The organism is Pseudomonas yangonensis, assembly GCF_009932725.1.
Taxonomy (GTDB): Bacteria; Pseudomonadota; Gammaproteobacteria; order Pseudomonadales; family Pseudomonadaceae; genus Aquipseudomonas; species Aquipseudomonas yangonensis.
In genome coordinates this window covers 136,846-155,523 of record NZ_BLJU01000005.1, presented here as the reverse complement: position 1 = coordinate 155,523, position 18,678 = coordinate 136,846, and the positions used below count along the sequence as shown (strand labels likewise).

Annotated in this window: 17 protein-coding genes; 6 read left to right on the top strand and 11 right to left on the bottom strand. The window is 63.7% G+C overall.

Annotated features, from left to right (window positions below):
- Position 1: 1 nt before the first annotated feature.
- Positions 2-1,165 (top strand): nitric oxide-sensing protein NosP, encoded by a 1,164-nt coding sequence (nosP, locus tag GYB81_RS09455; RefSeq protein WP_161867781.1) that lies wholly within the window; start codon positions 2-4, stop codon positions 1,163-1,165.
- A complete protein-coding gene (nahK, locus tag GYB81_RS09450) occupies positions 1,095-3,737 on the top strand; it encodes a hybrid sensor histidine kinase/response regulator NahK/ErcS' (RefSeq protein ID WP_161867780.1) in 2,643 nt (880 codons plus the stop codon). The genes nosP and nahK overlap by 71 nt, the downstream gene beginning before the upstream one ends.
- A 214-nt stretch (positions 3,738-3,951) precedes the next feature.
- Here nahK and GYB81_RS09445 read toward each other — a convergent pair whose 3' ends face one another.
- From GYB81_RS09445 to GYB81_RS09415, 7 genes are all read right to left on the bottom strand, one after another.
- Positions 3,952-4,371 carry a GNAT family acetyltransferase gene (locus GYB81_RS09445; protein WP_161867779.1) on the bottom strand — a complete coding sequence of 140 codons (420 nt, stop codon included), beginning with the start codon at positions 4,369-4,371 and terminating at the stop codon, positions 3,952-3,954.
- Between the two features lie 132 nt (positions 4,372-4,503).
- On the bottom strand, positions 4,504-5,169 hold the full coding sequence (locus tag GYB81_RS09440; protein ID WP_161867778.1) for a response regulator transcription factor: 666 nt from the start codon (positions 5,167-5,169) through the stop codon (positions 4,504-4,506).
- Positions 5,170-5,192: 23 nt separating this feature from the next.
- The gene (locus GYB81_RS09435) at positions 5,193-5,768 is read right to left on the bottom strand and encodes a PQQ-dependent catabolism-associated CXXCW motif protein (RefSeq protein WP_161867777.1); all 576 of its coding nucleotides are present in this window, start codon (positions 5,766-5,768) and stop codon (positions 5,193-5,195) included.
- A gap of 421 nt (positions 5,769-6,189) precedes the next feature.
- Positions 6,190-6,981, bottom strand: coding sequence for an ABC transporter permease (locus GYB81_RS09430; protein ID WP_161867776.1), 792 nt, complete (start codon positions 6,979-6,981; stop codon positions 6,190-6,192).
- Positions 6,978-7,793: an ABC transporter ATP-binding protein gene (locus GYB81_RS09425; protein ID WP_161867775.1), complete on the bottom strand. Its 816-nt coding sequence runs from the start codon at positions 7,791-7,793 to the stop codon at positions 6,978-6,980. The genes GYB81_RS09430 and GYB81_RS09425 overlap by 4 nt, the downstream gene beginning before the upstream one ends.
- Complete coding sequence (locus GYB81_RS09420; RefSeq protein ID WP_161867774.1) at positions 7,790-8,755, bottom strand: YVTN family beta-propeller repeat protein; 966 nt, start codon at positions 8,753-8,755, stop codon at positions 7,790-7,792. Before GYB81_RS09420 ends, GYB81_RS09425 begins: the two co-directional genes overlap by 4 nt.
- A gap of 112 nt (positions 8,756-8,867) precedes the next feature.
- On the bottom strand, positions 8,868-10,049 hold the full coding sequence (locus GYB81_RS09415) for an ABC transporter substrate-binding protein (RefSeq protein WP_161867773.1): 1,182 nt from the start codon (positions 10,047-10,049) through the stop codon (positions 8,868-8,870).
- A gap of 225 nt (positions 10,050-10,274) precedes the next feature.
- Here GYB81_RS09415 and GYB81_RS09410 point away from each other — a divergent pair, with 225 nt between their 5' ends.
- The 4 genes from GYB81_RS09410 to GYB81_RS09395 all read left to right on the top strand — a co-directional run bounded on the left by GYB81_RS09410 (position 10,275) and on the right by GYB81_RS09395 (position 13,830).
- On the top strand, positions 10,275-10,712 hold the full coding sequence (locus tag GYB81_RS09410) for a cupredoxin domain-containing protein (RefSeq protein WP_161867772.1): 438 nt from the start codon (positions 10,275-10,277) through the stop codon (positions 10,710-10,712).
- 13 nt (positions 10,713-10,725) lie between these two features.
- Complete coding sequence (locus GYB81_RS09405) at positions 10,726-11,991, top strand: HAMP domain-containing sensor histidine kinase (RefSeq protein ID WP_161867771.1); 1,266 nt, start codon at positions 10,726-10,728, stop codon at positions 11,989-11,991.
- Positions 11,988-12,638 carry a response regulator transcription factor gene (locus GYB81_RS09400; RefSeq protein ID WP_161867770.1) on the top strand — a complete coding sequence of 217 codons (651 nt, stop codon included), beginning with the start codon at positions 11,988-11,990 and terminating at the stop codon, positions 12,636-12,638. Before GYB81_RS09405 ends, GYB81_RS09400 begins: the two co-directional genes overlap by 4 nt.
- Before the next feature lie 232 nt (positions 12,639-12,870).
- Positions 12,871-13,830, top strand: coding sequence for a hypothetical protein (locus GYB81_RS09395; protein ID WP_161867769.1), 960 nt, complete (start codon positions 12,871-12,873; stop codon positions 13,828-13,830).
- Between the two features lie 161 nt (positions 13,831-13,991).
- Here the strand turns inward: GYB81_RS09395 and GYB81_RS09390 are convergent, their stop codons facing one another.
- The 4 genes from GYB81_RS09390 to exaA form a co-directional block, all read right to left on the bottom strand.
- Positions 13,992-15,293: a PQQ-dependent sugar dehydrogenase gene (locus tag GYB81_RS09390; protein WP_161867768.1), complete on the bottom strand. Its 1,302-nt coding sequence runs from the start codon at positions 15,291-15,293 to the stop codon at positions 13,992-13,994.
- Positions 15,290-15,718, bottom strand: a complete 429-nt coding sequence (locus GYB81_RS09385; protein WP_161867767.1) for a DUF2231 domain-containing protein — start codon at positions 15,716-15,718, stop codon at positions 15,290-15,292. Before GYB81_RS09385 ends, GYB81_RS09390 begins: the two co-directional genes overlap by 4 nt.
- Positions 15,719-15,962: 244 nt before the next feature.
- The gene (locus GYB81_RS09380) at positions 15,963-16,622 is read right to left on the bottom strand and encodes a pentapeptide repeat-containing protein (protein WP_012018412.1); all 660 of its coding nucleotides are present in this window, start codon (positions 16,620-16,622) and stop codon (positions 15,963-15,965) included.
- Between the two features lie 99 nt (positions 16,623-16,721).
- Positions 16,722-18,584: a quinoprotein ethanol dehydrogenase gene (exaA, locus tag GYB81_RS09375; protein ID WP_161867766.1), complete on the bottom strand. Its 1,863-nt coding sequence runs from the start codon at positions 18,582-18,584 to the stop codon at positions 16,722-16,724.
- Positions 18,585-18,678: the final 94 nt, after the last annotated feature.

Sequence of the window (18,678 nt, the reverse complement as noted above, 5' to 3'; positions counted from 1 at the left end):
TATGGCCTTGGAACAGTCGGAGGGCGTGCTTAGCGCCGTCTCCAGCACGAAGGATGTGGAATTGGCCGCCCAGGAACTGGCACGTCAGCTGATCCATCCCTATCTCGGCTTCGTGCTGTTCTTCTGCTCGGCCGAATACGATCTCGACGGGCTCGGCCAGGCGCTGGAGGCGCATTTCGGTGGCGTCAGCCTGGTGGGCTGTACCAGCGCCGGCGAGATCACTCCGCAGGGCTACGGTCGTGGCTGCGTGGTGGCGCTGGGCTTCGATCTGCGCTGCTTCTCCATCGCCAGCGTACTGATCGACGAGATGGAGCGCTTCAATCTGCTCGATGCGCAGCAACTGGTCGATGGCCTGGTCAAGGATTGCCGCAGCAACGAGCTGGCCTCGATCAAGGGCCATAGCTTCGCCCTGACCCTGCTCGATGGCCTTTCCAGCCGCGAGGAACTGGTGCTCGGCGCACTCAGTGCGGCGCTGGGCAGCATCCCGCACTTCGGTGGCTCGGCCGGCGACGACAATCACCTGACTCACACCCACGTCTATCACGGTGGCCGTTTTCACAGCGGTGCGGCGGTCGTGGTGCTGTTCAACACCTGGCTGGAGTTCGAGGTGTTCAGCACTCATCACATTCAGCCCAGTGCCGAGAAGCTGGTGGTGACCCGTGCCGACAGTGCCACGCGCCGGGTGTACGAGCTCAATGCCGCGCCGGCCGCGCAGGAATACGCCGAGCTGATCGGCGTGCCGGTCGAGGCCCTGGATCTGCGCGCGTTCGCTGCCTATCCGCTGGCAGTGCGGATCAGCGATCACTACTACGTGCGCTCGATCCAGCAGGTGCACGACGACCTCAGCCTGACCTTCTACTGCGCGGTGGAGAACGGCATCGTCCTCACCGCCATGCGCCCGGGCCCCTTGCTGCCGAATCTTGCGCAGCTGTTCGCCGGGCTGGAGCAGCGCCTCGGTCCGCTCCTGCTGACCATCGGTTGCGACTGCTTTCTGCGTCGCCTGGAGATCGAGAACGATGGCGGCGTCGAGTCGGTCGCCACACTGCTGCGCCAGCAGCGGGTGATCGGCTTCAACACCTACGGAGAGCAGTTCAATGGCATGCACATCAACCAGACCTTCACCGGTGTCGCCATTGGCCGACCTGTTGGGCGCGGCGAGCGCTGAGCTGCAGGCACGCTGTACGGCGCTGGAGCAGGAGAACGCCAAGCTCAAGCGCATCAACGCCGCGCTGATCGAACGGGTCGAGTCGATCCATTCCCGTGGCGATGACGCCTACGCGGCCTTCCAGCATTCGGTGGTGCTGTCCGAGCAGGTACGCGAGCGCACCGACGCGCTGAACCAGGCGATGGCCGAATTGAAATCCAGCAACCAGTTGCTCAGTGATGCGCGGTTGCGCGCCGAGACCGCCCACCAGCACCTGATCGACGCCATCGAGAGCATCTCCGATGCCTTCGTGCTGTTCGACGATCGCCAGCGCATCGTGCTGTTCAACAGCCGCTTCAAGGCATTGTGGGCGCGCAGCCGCGCGCGCATCGGCACGGGCACGCGGCTGGAGGAGATCAAGCGCCTGAGCCGCAGCACTGGCCTGGTGGTGGAGGCGCAACTGGGCAAGGAGGGCGAGCCGAGCCTGTTCCGTCTGCAGGACGGGCGCTGGGTGCAGGTCAGCGAGCGGCCGACCCGCGAAGGCGGGCTGGTGATCCTCTACACCGACATCACCGAGGTGAAGCAGAGCGAGGCGCTGCGCCGCGAGCAGGCCCTGGCGCAGAAGTCGCGCCTGCTGCAGCGCGCGGTCGACAACCTGTCGCAGGGCATGGCCATGGTCAATGCCGAAGGCGCGCTGGAGTTGTGGAACCACCGTTTCCTCGAACTCTGCGGGCTGGCGCCGATCAATGCGCATCGGCCGTTCGCCGAAGTGATGGCGGAAAGCGAACTTGAGCCGCTGACCCCGGACAGCCGCGATGCCGCTGGCAAACCACTGCGCCAGGTGGAGGTGCGCCTGTTCGACGGGCGCATGCTGGAAGTGCGCACCCATCCGCTGCCTACCGGCGGCTTCGTCAATACCTTCACCGATATCACCGAGCGTCATCGCCAGGCCCAGGCGCTGAGCGACAGCGAGCGCTGGATCCGCCTGATCACCGACCACGTGCCGGCGCTGATCGCTTATCTGTCGGCCGATCTGGTCTACGAATTCACCAACAAGGTCTACGAGGAATGGTACTGCTGGCCGCGCGGCGCCATGCTCGGCCAGAGCCTGCGCGAAGTGCACAGCGAGGAGCATTGCCAGCGCCTGGAGCCCTACGTCGAGCTGGCGCTGTCCGGCGAGAGCGTGACCTTCGAATTTGCCGAAACCAACCACAACGGCCAGGAGCGCTACATGCTGCGTTCCTACGTACCCAACCGTCAGGCCAGCGGCGAGGTGGTCGGCATCTTCGTGCTGATCCGCGATATCACCGAGCGCCGCCGCACCGCCGAGGCGCTGCACCAGGCCTACCAGCATCTGGAGCAGCGCGTGCGCGAGCGTACTGCCGAGCTGACCACGGTGAACGACCAGCTGCGCCGCGAGATCGACGAGCGCACGCAGATGGAGGCGCGTCTGCGCGAAGCCAAGGGCGAGGCCGAACAGGCCAACCTGTCCAAGACCAAGTTCCTCGCCGCGGTCAGCCATGACCTGCTGCAGCCGCTCAACGCCGCGCGGTTGTTCACCAGTGCGCTGCTCGAGAAGAAGGACCTGTCCGGCTGCGCACCGCTGGTGCGCAACGTCAGCAACTCGCTGGAAGACGTCGAGAGCCTGCTCGGTACACTGGTGGACATTTCCAAGCTCGATGCCGGGGTGATCAAGCCGGATATCGCGCCGTTCGCCGTCAGCGAGCTGCTGGAAAACCTGGCTGCCGAGTACCACCAGATCGCCCGCAGCGAGGGCCTGCGTCTGGACTACCTGCCCAGCTCGGCGCTGGTTCGCAGCGACGTGCAGCTGCTGGCGCGGATTCTGCGCAACTTCCTCAGCAACGCCATTCGCTACACCGCCAGCGGGCGCATCCTGCTGGGCTGCCGGCGGCGCGGCAACAGCCTGTCCATCGAGGTCTGGGACACCGGCATCGGCATCGCCCAGGACAAGCTCGGCGAGATTTTCCAGGAGTTCAAACGCGGCGATAACGTGCAGCGCAAGCAGGACCGCGGGCTGGGTCTGGGGCTGGCGATCGTCGAGAAGATCGCACGCATGCTTGGCCACCGCATTCGCGTGGCGTCGCAGCAGGGCAGGGGCTCGATGTTCGCCGTCGAGGTGCCGCTGACCCGCCGTGCACCCCGCGCGCGCAGGGTGCAGGACAGCCCGGATCAGTTGCTCGAACGCCTCAGCGGTGCGCGGGTGTGGGTGCTGGATAACGACGCGGCGATCTGCGCCGGTATGCGCACCCTGCTCGAAGGCTGGGGCTGTCGCGTGGTTACCGCCCTGTCCGAAGAAGACCTGGCGCGCCAGGTGGACAACTACCACGCCGAGGCCGACCTGCTGATCGCCGACTATCACCTGGATGACGAGCGCAATGGTGTCGACGCCGTGGCGCAGATCAACGCCCGACGCAGCACGCCGCTACCGGCGCTGATGATCACCGCCAACTACAGCAACGAGCTCAAGCAGCAGATGCGCGAGCTCGGCCACAGCCTGCTGCACAAACCGGTACGGCCGATGAAACTGAAGGCGGCGATGAGTCATTTGATGGAGCGTGGGACCGGGGTTTGAGATTGACCTGGGCTCCGCACCTTACGGACGCCGTACGCTCAGGTCGCCACGATCCCGCAGCCCGGATGCAATTTCGGGAAGGATCACGCCGTTCTGCCCCGGATTTCATCCGGGCTACGATTCGCTTTGGTGAGTAGGGTGGATGTCGCTTTTTACATCCACCGCAGCGGTGGATCGGTAGAGCATGATCCACCCTACGAAACGGGCGTGCGGGTCAATCATCCGCAATCAGCCGCTTACCCAGGCTGACCGAGGCATCGATCTTGTAGCCAAGCCGCTCGTAGAAGGCCAATGCCGCCGCGTTGGTGTCGCGCACCTGGAGGCTGAGTTTGGGACAGCCCAGGGCCAGAAGTTGCGCTTCGATATAGGTCATCAGCTGACGGGCCAGGCCCTGCTGGCGCCGCTGCGGGCACACCGCCAGGTAGTTGACCCAGCCGCGATGGCCTTCGTAGCCGGCCATGGCCGAGGCCACCAGCTTGCCGTCGATTTCCCCAACCAGAAACAGCTCAGGCTGCACCGTAAGCTTGCGCTGGATGTCCTTGTGCGGATCGTTCCATGGGCGGGTCAGGTCACAGCGTTGCCAGAGGTCGACGACGGCGGCTTCGTCGGAGAGCTGGAAGGGGCGGATGTGCATGGTGGGCTCCAATCGGTGAGGCCGCCGTTTTAGCACGGGTTGATGGCAGGAGTCAGGACAACCTCGTGCGTCACTCCCGCGAAGGCGGGAGCCCAGAGGTCGCGCGCGGGATCGACGCTCACTCTTGCGCAGCTAGCGCCGCAGATAGGAGGCGAAGTCGATATCGCCGGCCGAGAGAATCGCCTGCACACGGTTATGCACGCCCAGCTTGCGCAGGATGGCCGAGACGTGCGCTTTGACCGTGGTTTCGGCGATATCCAGGCTATAGGCGATCTGCTTGTTCGACTCGCCCTTGGTCATGCGCTCAAGCACCAGCAGCTGCTTGCGCGTCAGGGCCTGCAGCAGTTCAGGGGCGATGCTGGGGTTGTCGTGGTGCTGGCGCGAGCTGCCGCTCTTCTGTGAGCGGATGATATCCGGCGGCAGGTAGACGTTGCCGTCGAGAATCTGCGCGATGGCGTCGGTCATCTGTGCGCGCGGCGAGGATTTGGTGATGAAACCCACTGCGCCATAGGTGATGGCTTGCAGCACGATCTGCTTGTCCTGCTCGGCGGAGACGATCACCACCGGGATGGTCGGCGCCTCGTTGCGCAGGTTCATCAGACCGCCCAGGCCATGCATGCCGGGCATGTTCAGGTCGAGCAGGATCAGATCCAGGTCGTCATGGCTCTGGGTCAACTCCAGGGCGCTGTCCAGGTCGGCGGTTTCCATGATCTCGCTGCCAGGAAACCCGTCGGCGATGACGTTATGGATGGCTTCACGAAACAGCGGATGGTCGTCGGCAATCAGAATCTTGTACATGGCCTTGCACCTCGTTGTCGTGATTATGGTGTGGCAGTGGGCGTGAGGAAAGCAGCAGGCAGTTCGGCGGGCTGAGCGGGCACCAGAGGCAGGCCGGCCTGCTCCCAGGCATCGACGCCATCACGGTACCAGTAGAGCTGGCGATAGCCCATGGCATGGGCGCGACGCGCGGCGTTCCAGCTCAGCCAGCAATCGGAGCGGCAGTAGAACACGAAGGGTTGGCGCACGTCGCCACGGCTCTGCTGGTGCAGGTAGTGGGTGAAGTAGCGCTGCCATTGCGGGGCCAGGTTACCGTCGCCGGCATTGGCCAGCCACAGACTGCCGGGCAGATTGGCGTGGGGGGCGTCCTCGACGAAGCGGTCCTGCACGAAAGGGCGGCGGTAGACGTCGATCAGGCGGGTGTCGGGGCGCTCGGCAAGGAGCTTCTGCAGGGCGGGGGTATCGACGACCTGTACACCTTCCAGATTGGACGGCGTCGGGCTGCGGTACTGGCTGCTGCGATAACCATCGGCGTCGAAAAGATCTTCGGCCTGCGCAAGGCAGGTCAGTAACACGCAGGCAAGCATCAGGCCCGCTTGCACGGGCAGACGGTACTTCATGGCAAGGTCTCTACTTATTGTTGTAGTGGTATTACAGGCCATGGTCGCAGGCTTGGGAATTCTACGTTGGAGAGGAGAACCAGTACCAAAGTAGTAGAAATGTCGGGCTGGGCAGTAGGCGAGTGCTCGGTGAGTAGGCGCCGCGCCCCGCGGCGAATGGCTGCGCCGCGAGATCGACGTGGCCCCTCAGGCTTCGCCCCGGGGCGTAATGTTAATCACATAAGAATCGGTCGGACGCGATTAGTCCCCTCGCCCCTTTGGGGAGAGGGTTAGGGAGAGGGGAAACTGGCAGTTTTGCGGCATTTTCAGCCCTCTCCCCCAGCCCCTCTCCCATAAATGGGAGAGGGGAGCCAACGTCTGTAACCTTAAATGAACAGCATTACGCCCCGGGGCGGAGTTCCTACAGGTTGAACTCGGCGGCTCAGCCCGCTTTGCGCAGCGCCGCATGCTGCGGGTTGAAGGTGAGCACGGCCAGCAGCGTCAGCAGCAGGGTCAGGCCGATACATACTGCCAGCGCCTCGACATGCAAACGCAGGTACAGCGCATTGCGCACCAGCTCCACCGCATGGGTGAAGGGGTTGGCCGCGCACAGCCAGTACAGCCACTCGCTGGACTCGCGCATCTTCCACAGTGGGTACAGCGCCGACGACAGGAAGAACATGGGGAAGATGACGAAATTCATCACCCCGGCGAAGTTCTCCAGTTGCCGTATGCCGTTGGACAGCAGCAAGCCCAGTGCGCTGAGCAGCAGCGCCACCAGTAGCAGCGCCGGCAGTGCGGCGAGCAGGCCCCATGCCGGCGGTTGCACGCCGTAGACCCAGGCGATGGCGAGGAAGGCATAGACCTGCAGCAGCGAGATCAGCGCTGTGGCCAGCAGCTTGGCCACCAGCAGGAAGGCGCGCGGCAGCGGGCTGGTGAGCAGTACGCGCATGCTGCCCATCTCGCGGTCGTAGACCATCGACAGCGAGCCCTGCATGCCGTTGAACAGCAGGATCATGCAGGCCAGGCCCGGCACGATGTAGGTGTCGTAAGTGATGTAGGTGTCGTACGGCTCGATGATGGCGATGCCCAGCGCCGCGCGAAAGCCTGCGGCGAACACCAGCAGCCACAGCAGCGGGCGCACCAGGGCGCTGAGAAAGCGCGAACGCTGCAGGACGAAACGCAGCCATTCGCGCAGGACGATGCCGCGCAGGCATTCCCAGTAGGCGATCATGGTTGCGGCTCCTCGGTGGGGTGTTCGCGGCTGAAGCCGCTCCTACGGGCCTGGGCATCCAGGTTCGGTCGGATCGCCTCGCGCACATGGCCACGGCCCAGCGCCTCGTCGCCGGTCAGGCGGGCGAAACTGATGGCCAGGTCGTCGCCGAACTGGCCGGCCCTGCCCCAGGCCACGCGCTCGCCACGATGCAGGATCAGCAGGTCGTCGCTGGGCTCGATCTCGTCCAGCAGATGGGTGGTCCATAGCACGCACAACCCCTGCTCGCGGCACAGGTTGCGCACATGCCGGCCCAGCGCCAGGCGGCTGGCCGGGTCGAGCCCGGCGCTGGCCTCGTCGAGCAGCAGCAGGCGTGGTTGATGGAGCAGGGCGCGGGCGATTTCCACGCGGCGGCGGTGGCCGCCGTTGAGCGTGCGCACCTTGTCATGACGGCGCTCAGCGAGATCCTGACGCAGCAGTTCCTCGTCGATACGTGCCTGCGCCTCGCGGCGCGGCATGCCGTGCAGCGCGGCGTGATAGGCGAGGTTCTGCTGCACGGACAGGTCGAGATCCAGCGTGCTCTGCTGGAATACCACGCCGAGCTGGCGCAGCGCCTGGCGCGGTTCGTCGCGCAGGCTGTGGCCGAAGATGCGGATGTCGCCCTGCTGCAGGTCGTACAGGCGGGTGAGCAGGGCGATCAGCGTGGACTTGCCGGCGCCGTTGGGGCCGAGCAGGGCACCGAAACGACCCGGCGCCAGCTCGAAGGCCAGGTCGTTGAGCGCCTGGCGCGCGCCATAGGCGAAGCCGACGCCGCTCACCTGAAGCGCATTCATGGCGTTACCACCACGCCCCAGGGGTAGCGACCGACCTTGATCGACTTGGTCACCTTGAGCGCATCGACGTCGATCACCGACACATCGCCGCTGACGCCGTTGGTGGTCAGCAGGCGCTTCTGATCCGGGGTGAATGCCATGTGCCAGACGCGCCGGCCCACCAGCAAGTAGTCGAGAACCTCGAAGGTCTTTGCGTCCACCACGGCCACATGGTTGGCCGGGCCGAGGGCGACGAAGGCGTACTTGCCGTCGTCCGAAAGCTTGACCCCCACCGGCTGAACCTTGTCCGGGTGCACGCCCTTGATGGTGAAGTTGAGCACCTTGAGTACCTGGCGCGAGTCCACGTCCAGCACCGTCACCGTGCCGCCGATCTCGGCCGAGGCCCACAGGCGCTTGCCGTCCTTGTCGAACTCGACGTGACGCGGGCGCTGGTCGACCAGAGTGTTGTCCACCAGTTGCTGGGTGCTGGTGTCGATCCAGTGCAGCATGTTGGTGGTTTCGCTGGTGTTGACCGCCCACTTGCCGTCCGGGCTCACCGCCATGCCTTCGGGCTCCACGCCCACTTCGATCTGCGCCAGCACCTCGTCGCTCTGGGTGTCGACCACTGTGACCAGCGCATCGTCCTCGTTGGAGATGTACAGCCAGCGGTCGTTGGGGTGCAGGGCGAACTGCTCGGGGTCGGCGCCGGAGGGCAGCTCCTTGATGATCTTGCGCGTGGCCAGGTCCATCACCTGTACGCGGTCCGAGTCGCTGGCGCAGATGTACAAGAGCTTGTTGTCCGAGGACAGCAGCAGCCCACGCGGGCGCATGCCGACATCGAGAGTGGCGGCGACTTCCAGGCTGTCGAGGTCGATGACGCTGATGCTGTCATCCTTCTCGTTGGACACGTAGGCAGTGGCGGCCAGGGCCGAGTGGCAGGCCAGGCCGAAGGCGACGGCACAGGCGAGACGGGTCAGGCGCATGGGGTTGATCCTCTTGTTGTAATGATTTGCAGCCGTCGGCTGGGCGCTTGCTTTTGTGGGAGGCGCTTCAGCGGCGACTCTCGCGGCTAAAGCCCCTCCCACAGGTGGTCTCCTACAGGACCATACCCGCCAGATCACAGCTCACCTCAGGCCGGTCGTAGCCGAGGCTGTCCATTTCGTTACTGGGATGCAGAAAACCGTCCTGCGGCGAGGTGCTGACCAGGGCGCGCGGGTGTACCAGCGGAATCGGTTGGCGCAGCTCGCCGTTCCACGGCCGGAAGCTCAGCTTGCGGCCCTTGAAGCCATCCAGCGGCAGGTCTGCGGACAGCGCCAGGTCGCGAATGGCCTGTGGCTCGGCGGCGCGCAGCTTGGTCACGGCGGCGGCGACGCTGCGTACGGCCATCCAGGCGGCGAAGTCGCGGTCGTTCATCCAGCGCCCGGCCAGCTCTTCGAAGCGTTTCTGCAACTGCGCGGCGCCGAAGGTCTCCACCGTCTTGTGCCAGGCGGTAGGGGTCAGGCCCTGAGTGCCGGCCACGGGGCGTGGATACCAGGTGTTGTAAGGCAGGTATTCGCCGAAGTCGCCGCGCTCGTCGGCCACCAGCACCACGTCGTACTCACTGGCCTGGGTGAACAGCGGCATCTCCGCCTGGGCGCTGCGGCGCTGGTCGTTGTCGAAGCTCCACGGCTTTTCGGCAACGATCTTGTGGCCGAAGCGCTTGGCGGCGCGCTTGAGCGCGTCGGCGTAGGCGATGTCATCTTCGGTGCTGCCGGTCACCAGCAGCCAGCGTGTCCATTTGCGCACGGAGAGAAACTGCGCCAGGGCGTCGGTCAGCATGGCGCGGCTAGGCAGGGTGTGCAGCACGTTGCCCAGGCACTGTTCGCGGCGCAGGTCATCGTCGGCACTGCCGGCATTGAACAGCAGGCTGTCCGGCAGGCGCTGGCTGAGCTGGCGCAGGGTGGCGGCCGGGGCGTTGACCACGAACAGGCGGATGCCGGCCTGGTGCTGGCGCTCGGCGGCGGCGAGCAGCTCGTCGGTCTGGTCGCTCTCGGCGCTCTGCAACTCGAATTGCTGCTTGAGGAAGCGCCCGGTGCTGTTGCTGTCGATGATCGCCAGCTCGGCGCCACGGCGGCCGGCGTCGCTCGGCTCCGGAATGACATTGGACAACAGCGGCCCGCGCGGCGGCAGATGCGCCAGGTAGCCGATGCGCACCTGCAGCTCGTTCGCGCTGGCGCCGGCCGCCACACCGAACGCGGCGGCGAGGCAGAACAACAGGCGGCAACTGATCCGGTGCATCGGGCGACTCCTGCAGAGGGTGTCGCCAGCATAGGAAGCGCTTACGTCTCGGGAAATATGCCCAAGGTAGCGCCGGACACGTACGAAGGTCGTAGTCCGTCACGCCAATTGGCGCGCCAAACCTACCCAAAGTACCAGCGCGTCAGTACCAAGGTAGTAACCCGGCGCGGGCCTTTACTTCCTAGCATGGCAGGCAACGTCCAATAACAAGAACGGGTGAACGCCATGCGTATTCTCAAGGCCCTGCTGCTGCCCTTGCTGCTGATCATCAGCCTGCTCGGTGTCGATCAACTGCACGCCGCCGGTGACATGACCCGCCGCCCGGTGGCATTGCCTGACCTGGTGCTGGGTAACGATGAAAGCGACTACTTCATGTCGCAGACCGAGTACCAGCTGGAAACCGGCCAGGCCTACCAGCTCAAGATCATCGCCAGCGGCCAGAAGGAATACGCCTTCCAGGCGCCGGAGTTCGCCACTTCCATTTACTTGCGCAAGGTCGAGGCCGGCGGCGTGGAGATCAAGGCGGTCACCCTGACCGAACTGGAATTCGAGGATGCCGGCGAGGCGGAGATCTTCTTCCTGCCGGTCAAGCCGGGTAGATACCGCTTCTACGCCAAGGGTCTGGAAGGCAAGGGCATGCTCGGGTACTTCGTGGTCAAGTAGCCTGGTCAAGTAGATGACTGCTCTGGGCCGCATCAACCTCGGCGTCAGCCTGCTGTTCGGACTGGTGACCCTGGCCGGGCTGGCGCTGCTGTTGCGCCAGGCCAGCCATGATGTGCAGCGCGAGCTACAGGCCGCCGAGGCGGTTGTGGAATACCTCGGCGAAGTGGCGCGCAGCAATCCCGGCAGCCTGCGCCCGGAACTGACCGAGAACCTGCGGCATATCCGCGTGAGTTGGCTGCGCCCGGGCGAAGAGCCCGAGCAGCAGACCGAAAACGTCATCGAGCACTGGATTGCCGAACGCCTGCTGGGCCCGGCCTCACTGGTGGCCGATGCCTGGCCGCTGGAGGATGGCCGCGAGTTGCGTATCGCCCTCGATCCCTATGACGAGATCGAGGAAATCCAGGACTCGCTGCTGCAACTGTTGTTGCTCAGCGCCTTTGCTCTGATCCTCAGCCTGCTGGCCATTCACTTTGCCGTGCGCCGGGCTCGACGTGTGCTGGACGAACTGCTCGCCGGCTTGCGCGAAGTCGGTGCCGGTCACTTCGATACCCGTCTGCGCGACCACGGCCTGGCCGAGGCCAAGCGCCTGGCCGGGCATTTCAACGAGATGGCCATCACCCTGCAGCAGGTGCAGGCGGACAACGCCGAGCTGACCCAGGCGCTGCTGGAACTTCAGGAGCGCGAGCGCACGCGCCTTGGTCAGACCCTGCATGACGACCTCGGCCAATACCTCAGCGGCATTCGCGCCCAGGCCTGCCTGCTAAAGGTGATTGCCGACCGGCCGCAGCAGGTGCAGGAGACCGCGCGCCTGCTCGACGACAACTGCGAGCGCCTGCAGCAGGGCTTTCGCAGCCTGATCCGCGACCTCTACCCGGTGGTGCTGGAGCGTCTGGAACTCGGCCCGGCGCTGCAACAACTGGCTGCTGACTGGCAGCAGGCGCAAGGCATTCGCTGCCGCCTGCAAGTGAGTGAACAACTGCCGAGCCTGCCGCTGGCGAGCAAGGCTCATCTCTATCGCCTGGTGCAGGAGGCGCTGACCAACGTCGCCCGCCATGCCGATGCCAGCGAAGTGCGTATTCGTCTGCAACGCCGTGGCAAAGGGCTGCGGTTGCTGGTGCGCGATAACGGTCAGGGCACCGCACTGCCGCTGCGCCCTGGCATAGGCCTGCGCTCGATGCGCGAACGCAGCCGCAGCCTCGGTGGCGAGCTGCGCCTGCACAGTCGCCCGCAAGCGGGTTGGGCGCTGTGCCTGAACATTCCCCTGGAGGCAACGTCATGAAGATTCTGCTGGTAGATGACCACGCAGTGGTGCGCCAGGGCTACGCGAGCCTGCTGCGTGCGCTGTTGCCGGAGGTGCAATTGCGCGAGGCTTGTGATGGTGAGCAAGCGTTGCAGCGGGTGCAGGAAGAGATACCCAACCTGGTGATCATGGATATCGGCCTGCCCGGCATCAGCGGCCTGGAAACTACCCGCCGCCTGCGCCAGCGCCTGCCGCAACTGCGCGTGCTGTTCTTCAGCATGCACGACGAACTGCCCCTGGTGCGTCAGGCACTGGACGCCGGCGCCATCGGCTACCTGACCAAGAACTCCTCACCGGAAGTGCTGGTGGAGGCGGTCAAACGCACCGCCGCCGGCCACGCCTATATCGAGCAGCAACTGGCCACCCAGCTGGCCTGCAATCCGGCTAGCGCAGATGGCCTCGACCCGCGTTTGCGTGAACTGACCCAGCGCGAATTCGAAATCTTCGTCATGCTCGCCCGCGGCCTGCCACCGAGGCAAATCGCCGAGAAGCTGTGCATCAGCGCCAAGACCCTGTCCAACTACCAGACCCTGGTAAAGAACAAACTGCAGATCAGCTCGCAGGCGGAGCTGGTGCATTTGGCGATTGATAGTGGGGTGGTCAGGGTTGGGGTGGAAAGCGCCTGAGGGATGAGGGCCGGCTGCAATGGCCTGCTTGCTGAACTGCTTCCGATATAGCCATAACCTCTGCTGCACAGTCTAAATCGCGCGTCGTCTGTAGGCTCGCATCAAGCTACTGGTTAGGTGTAGATTGCTGGCACTGAGCCATGGCTGTAGTTCGGGGTTAGACCGAATTCTGATGCAATGGATATGCTGGACGAACTTCTAACCGACATTGATTTCATAAGGAGCCAGAATAGTGTCGCAACAACCATTGCTGACTAAAGCACAGAAGGAAGAGTTGGCTGTTCTGGAGCCGCAACTGAGAGCTTGTGTTAGAACTGCTGATTTAGAAAAAGCAAAGAAAATTACAGCGAAAATACAAAATTTACTTAGGCCCACTGGCCACGAAACAAGAATACTTCAGGCAAAGAATTGGCTTTACGAAACGGCAATGGAAGCAAATAGTCTTACCTATGCAAAAATGGGCTTCGAAGGAACTATTCAGAAAAGCTCAAAAAGCACTAGGCTCTATCTGGAAGCTGTTTCATTGTTGGCTATTTGTTATCTTAGAGAAGCTAATTTTGATAAGGGCCGAGAGCTTATTGTTAAAGCTGTTGAGAGTATTAATAACATCAAATCTGAAGGGCGACGGAAACAATTTCACGGCAGACTAATTCAGAGGTTGGAGGAAGAAAGTATTTTGGTTGGGCTTAGGGATGATAGCGGAGATTCTTTGAGCCTTGATGAAGTTGACCAGCAAGCTGTAAAGCTGGTTATGACTAAATCAGAAAATCAGATTTACTTGGAAATGGGGCGTGCTGTTCCGCAGTTTTCTATTGACTTACTAGCTAGTGTTCGGTCCACCTACACGCTAAGGTTGCCAGGCCCTGATATAAAACTCCTTCCACCGCCCATAGCTGAAGCAAATAAAGAGGAGTTGGGTAAAAGGGCTAGCTCGGCACTAAAGCGGGTAGCTTGGAGAGCCGTTTGTAGTCCGGATAGCGATATATATAAGGCCTGGAGTCAAGGGCTCTCTGTTGTGTATGATAAAAAATATATAGCGGGAGCGATAGTTGCATCTTTTAATTCTGTGAGCATATCTGCTGTTATGATTGCTGCCAGCGCTGCTGCTTTGGCTATAAAGTTTGGTGCGGAGGTTTTTTGTGAAACTTTTGCGCCAAGCTCAATGATGATAGACAGGAAGGAAAAGGAATAACGTGAGTGTATTGATCGTTCCAATGCTCTGCGTGGGAATGCATCCCTCGACGCTCCGCGTCCGCTTGTAGATCGTGGTGCATATACATCCGCTGGCGACGCAGAGCGTCGCAGGCTGGCTCCCACGCGGAGCGTGGGAGCCATATGTCGTTTCCCTTAGCCTCACTCGCTACCTTCCCGCACCACCCGCCAAATCGTATTGGCCAGATCATCGGCCACGATCAGCGCGCCGCTCGGATCGACCGTTACGCCCACCGGGCGGCCGCGGGTCTTGCCGTCTTCGGTGCGAAAGCCGGTGACGAAGTCGATGGGGTCGCCTGAAGGGCGGCCATTTTCGAAGGGCACGAAGATCACCTTGTAGCCCACCGGGTTCTTGCGGTTCCAGCTGCCGTGCTCGCCGACGAATACGCCGTCGGCATATTGCTCGCCCATCACTTCGCTGGAGAAGTCCAGGCCCAGCGCGGCGACGTGGGCGCCAAGGGCGTAGTCGGGAACGATGGCGCTGGCCACCTTTTCATCATCCTGTGGTTTCACCCGTGGGTCGACGTGTTGGCCGAAGTAACTGTAGGGCCAGCCGTAGAAGCCGCCTTCCTGAACCGAGGTGAGGTAGTCGGGCACCAGGTCCTCGCCCAGTTCGTCACGCTCGTTGACCACCGACCACAAGGTGCCGGTACCCGGCTGGATGGCCAGCGCGGTGGGGTTGCGCAGGCCGGTGGCGTAGGGCTTGTAGGCGCCGGTTTCGGCGTCCACCTGCCAGACCATGGCGCGGTCGATTTCGGCCTCCATGCCACGTTCGGTGATATTGCTGTTTGAGCCAATGCCGACGTACAGGTAGCGGCCGTCCTCGCTGATGGTCAGCGCCTTGGTCCAGTGGTGGTTGATCTCCGATGGCAGGTCGGCGACCTTGCTCGGCGGGCCGCTGGCCTTGGTCTGGCCTTCCTCGTAGTCAAAGCGCACCAGCTCGTCCTGGTTGGCCACGTACAGGTTGCCTTCGTGCAGCGCCAGGCCGTAGGGCGCGTTGAGGTCTTCGGCGAACACCGTCTGCAGCTCATAGGTGCCATCGCCATCGGCGTCGCGCAGTAGCGTCAGGCGGTTGCCGCTTTCCACCGAGGTGTTGCCGCGTGCCTTGATCACGCCGGCGATCACGTCCTTGGGCTTGAGCTTGGCTGCGTTGCCGCCACGGCCTTCGGCAACGAGGATGTCGCCATTGGGCAGCACCAGGGTTTGCCGGGGGATTTTCAGGTCGGTGGCGATGGCGCTGACGCTGAAGCCTTCGGGCACGGTCGGTCGCTGGTCACCCCAGGGCGTCGGCTCGGCAATGGTCATGCTCGGCAGGAGGCCGCGTTCGGGCTCGGGCAGGTCCGGCTGGGCACCGTAGAACTGCTGGTTGCTGCCGGGCTCTTCGCCGCAGGCAGTCAGCAGCAGGGCCAGGGGCAGGGCGGTCAGTGCTAGGTACGTTTTCATCGGGCATCTCCTGTACGTGGTTGGGCCATGCCGACCCAGGTGGCTGCGATGGCCAGCAGGGTGACGATCACCGACAGGGCCAGGCCCATGGGCATCGCGGCCCAGGCGTCCTTGGCGTGCTCCAGCGCGTTGATGAAACCCAGTACCCAGGTAACCAGGAGCAGCAGAAAGTAGGTGAGCGGGCGCGGGTTGCGCCTGCGGAACAGCCCGACCAGGGCGAACAGCATTGCCAGACCGGTAAAGACCAGGGCACCGGCGATCAACCAGGAGGCGAAGTTGCTCCACTGGATCTGGTAGCTGCGGTAGTAGGCGATGTCTGCGATCAGGGCGCCGAGAAAAAGTGGCACCTGGCCGCACAGCAGGGTGGCGTGCAAGGGGCTGAGAATGTTGGGGTAGGCGTGTGGAGTTGCAGTGGTGGTGGTCACGGCAGATCCCTCTTGGGTCGATGACTGATGGCGGCCCGGACGCTGCCGCCTCGATCTGGCTGTTCCTAAAAAGGGATTGCCTTGTGCCGGCATGGTTCAGTTGTTTTTGGCACCGCCCCAGATGGTGATGCGTCTAGCCCGGCGCCTGGATGATCTGTAGGAGCGGCTTTAGCCGCGAAGCGCTCTTAAGCATCGCGGCTGAAGCCGCTCCTACAGAGCCGAGGTGTTGCAGCGGTGGTGAAGCTCAGTCCCAGCCCTTGGGGCATTGCACGCAGCCGGGCATGTTGGCGTCCTGAAAGTTGCCGAAGCGGGTGCGTGCGCCAGTGAGGTTGGCGTTTTCCAGGTTGGAGCCGCCGAGCTTCACTTCCTGCAGGTTGGCATCCTCCAGATGCGCGCCCTTGAGGTCGGCCTTGCTCAGCCAGGTCATTTCCAGGTTAGCGGCCTGCAGCTGGACGTTGTGCAGCTTGGCCCCGGAGAGGCGGGCGAATTCCAGGTTGGCGGCGCGCATGTCGGCGCCTTCGAATTGCGCAGCCTGGGCGAACAGGGCCCAGCCGCCGATGGCCACCAGGCTGGCGCCGGACAGGTCGGCCAGGCGCAGGTTGCTTTGTTGCAGGCTGGCGCGGGTCAGGTTGGCGCCGCGCAGCTTGGCTTTCTCCAGGTTGGCTAGGTCGAGGTTGACGTGGCGCAGGTCGGCGCCGGACAAGTCGGCGCCGGACAGGTCCATGCGGCGCATGTCGAGGTTGCGCAGGTCGGCACCACGCAGATTGGCGTTGGGGCATTTGCTGTCGGGTTCGATGCGGCAGCCGTTGATCTGCGGCACGCCGTCGTTCTCGGTCTCGGCGCCGATGGCGTGACTACCGATTACCAGCAGCAGGACAGGGATAAGCAGGGGCAGGTAGTTCATGGCGAGTCCTCGGGATGATGGCCTGGTTCGCTTCGCGGCTGAAGCCGCTCCTACAAGCAAAGGCGCATGGCGCACTCAGGTGCGCCATGCGTTGGGCCTTTAGCGTTGGGCGCTGGCGTTATCCCAGCTCGGTAGCTTGAACACCCAGAAGGAGCCGCCCTGGGCGACCGGCTTGGTCAGGTCGGCCATGTCGCCGCCCCACAGCGGCACGGCGCCGCCGTAACCGGCGGTCACGCCGATGTACTGCTCGCCGTCCTGCTCCCAGGTGACGGGCGGGGAGATGATTCCGGTGCCGACCTGGAACTTCCACAGCTCCTTGCCGTTCTTGGCGTCGAAGGCCTTGAAGTAGCCGTCGCCGGTGCCGGTGAACACCAGGTTGCCCTTGGTGGCCAGTACGCCGGCCCACAGCGGCAGACGCTCCTTGTGTTCCCAGGCGACCTTGCCGGTGGTGGGGTTCATGGCGCGCAGGATGCCGACGTGGTCGTCGTACAGGCGCTTGATGCGAAAACCCATGCCCAGATAGGCAGAGCCTTTCTTGTAGTGCGCTTCCTCGGCCCAGTAGTCCTCCTTCCAGTGATTCGCCGGTACGTAGAACAGGCCGGTGTCCTGGCTGTAGGCCATGGGGTTCCAGTTCTTGCCACCGAGGAAGGGCGGGGAGACCTCGACCACTTCACCCTTGGTTTCGCCGGCCTTGGGTTTCGGCGGGCGCTGGCCCGGGTTCTCGACCGGGCGACCGGTCTCCAGATCGATATGGCTGGCCCAGGTGATCTTGTCGACGAAGGGGAAGGCGTTCTTCAGCTTGCCGTTGGCGCGGTCGACCACGTAGAAGAAGCCGTTGCGGTCAGCGTGGGCGGTGGCCTTGGTGACCTTGCCGTCCTTGTCCTTGTAGTCGAACAGCACCAGCTCGTTGTTGCCGGAGAAGTCCCAGGCATCGTTCGGGGTGTGCTGGTAGAACCACTTCACTTCGCCGGTGGTCGGGTCGACGCCAACCTGGCCGGAGGTGTACAGGCTGTCATAGTCCTTGGGATTGCCGCCGTCGCTGGTACGCGCCCAGCCGTTCCATGGGGCCGGGTTGCCGGCGCCGATGATGATGGTGTTGGTTTCGGCATCGAAACTGGCGCTCTGCCACGGCGCGCCGCCGCCCTGGCTCCAGGCTTCCTTCTTGCCGGTCGGGTGGTTGGGATCGTCCGGCCAGCTCGGCGCCTTGATGTCGCCGGTCGGGGTGCTGTCCTTGCCGTTCAGGCGACCCATGTGCCCTTCGACGAAGGGGCGCATCCAGACTTCTTCGCCGGTATCCGGGTCGCGGGCGAACAGGCGGCCGACCACGCCGAACTCGTCACCGGAGCTGCCGTGGATCAGCAGCACCTTGCCGCTCTTACCGTCCTTCACGATGGTCGGCGCGCCGGTCATGGTGTAGCCGGCGGAGTGATCGCCGAATTTCTTGTTCCACACCACCTTGCCGGTGTCCTTGTTCAGCGCCACGACGCGGGCGTCGAGGGTGCCGAAGTAGATCTTGTCGCCGTAGATGGCGGCGCCGCGGTTGACCACGTCGCAGCACGGGCGGATGTCGTCGGGCAGGCGATGACTGTAGGTCCACAGGCGCTTGCCGGTCTTGGCGTCGAGGGCGAAGACGCGCGAGTAGGAGCCGGTCACGTAGACCACGCCATCGTGGATGATGGCCTGGGATTCCTGGCCGCGCTGTTTCTCGTCACCGAAGGAGTAGCTCCAGGCCGGGGTCAGCTTGAACACGTTGTCGGCGTTCACCTGGGCCAAGGGGCTCCAGCGCTGGGCGTTGGTGCCCATGCCGTACTGCAGCACGTTGTTGGTGGTGGTGTGGTCGTTGGCAATGTCTTCCCAGGTGACCGGCTTGGCGAACGCGCCCTGGCCCAGCGCCAGGCCGCCGGCCAGCATCAGGGCGAGCGCCAGGGGGCGCGGGGTGCTGGGTAGGTTTCTTGTTGTCATGGTTGTGCTTCCCGTTGAAGAAAGTGATCGCCGCAGTGGCAAGTCGATGGTGGTACCCGGCCACCTTTGCGCCTACGGAAAAACTCCCGCCTTC

What these genes read in the sequence shown, in the direction of transcription:
- nosP (WP_161867781.1), top strand. Translation starts at nt 2, where the DNA reads ATGGCCTTGGAACAGTCGGAGGGCGTGCTTAGCGCCGTCTCCAGCACG.
- nahK (WP_161867780.1), top strand. Translation starts at nt 1,095, where the DNA reads ATGGCATGCACATCAACCAGACCTTCACCGGTGTCGCCATTGGCCGAC.
- GYB81_RS09445 (WP_161867779.1), bottom strand. Translation starts at nt 4,371, where the DNA reads ATGCACATCCGCCCCTTCCAGCTCTCCGACGAAGCCGCCGTCGTCGAC.
- GYB81_RS09440 (WP_161867778.1), bottom strand. Translation starts at nt 5,169, where the DNA reads ATGTACAAGATTCTGATTGCCGACGACCATCCGCTGTTTCGTGAAGCC.
- GYB81_RS09435 (WP_161867777.1), bottom strand. Translation starts at nt 5,768, where the DNA reads ATGAAGTACCGTCTGCCCGTGCAAGCGGGCCTGATGCTTGCCTGCGTG.
- GYB81_RS09430 (WP_161867776.1), bottom strand. Translation starts at nt 6,981, where the DNA reads ATGATCGCCTACTGGGAATGCCTGCGCGGCATCGTCCTGCGCGAATGG.
- GYB81_RS09425 (WP_161867775.1), bottom strand. Translation starts at nt 7,793, where the DNA reads ATGAATGCGCTTCAGGTGAGCGGCGTCGGCTTCGCCTATGGCGCGCGC.
- GYB81_RS09420 (WP_161867774.1), bottom strand. Translation starts at nt 8,755, where the DNA reads ATGCGCCTGACCCGTCTCGCCTGTGCCGTCGCCTTCGGCCTGGCCTGC.
- GYB81_RS09415 (WP_161867773.1), bottom strand. Translation starts at nt 10,049, where the DNA reads ATGCACCGGATCAGTTGCCGCCTGTTGTTCTGCCTCGCCGCCGCGTTC.
- GYB81_RS09410 (WP_161867772.1), top strand. Translation starts at nt 10,275, where the DNA reads ATGCGTATTCTCAAGGCCCTGCTGCTGCCCTTGCTGCTGATCATCAGC.
- GYB81_RS09405 (WP_161867771.1), top strand. Translation starts at nt 10,726, where the DNA reads ATGACTGCTCTGGGCCGCATCAACCTCGGCGTCAGCCTGCTGTTCGGA.
- GYB81_RS09400 (WP_161867770.1), top strand. Translation starts at nt 11,988, where the DNA reads ATGAAGATTCTGCTGGTAGATGACCACGCAGTGGTGCGCCAGGGCTAC.
- GYB81_RS09390 (WP_161867768.1), bottom strand. Translation starts at nt 15,293, where the DNA reads ATGAAAACGTACCTAGCACTGACCGCCCTGCCCCTGGCCCTGCTGCTG.
- GYB81_RS09380 (WP_012018412.1), bottom strand. Translation starts at nt 16,622, where the DNA reads ATGAACTACCTGCCCCTGCTTATCCCTGTCCTGCTGCTGGTAATCGGT.
- exaA (WP_161867766.1), bottom strand. Translation starts at nt 18,584, where the DNA reads ATGACAACAAGAAACCTACCCAGCACCCCGCGCCCCCTGGCGCTCGCC.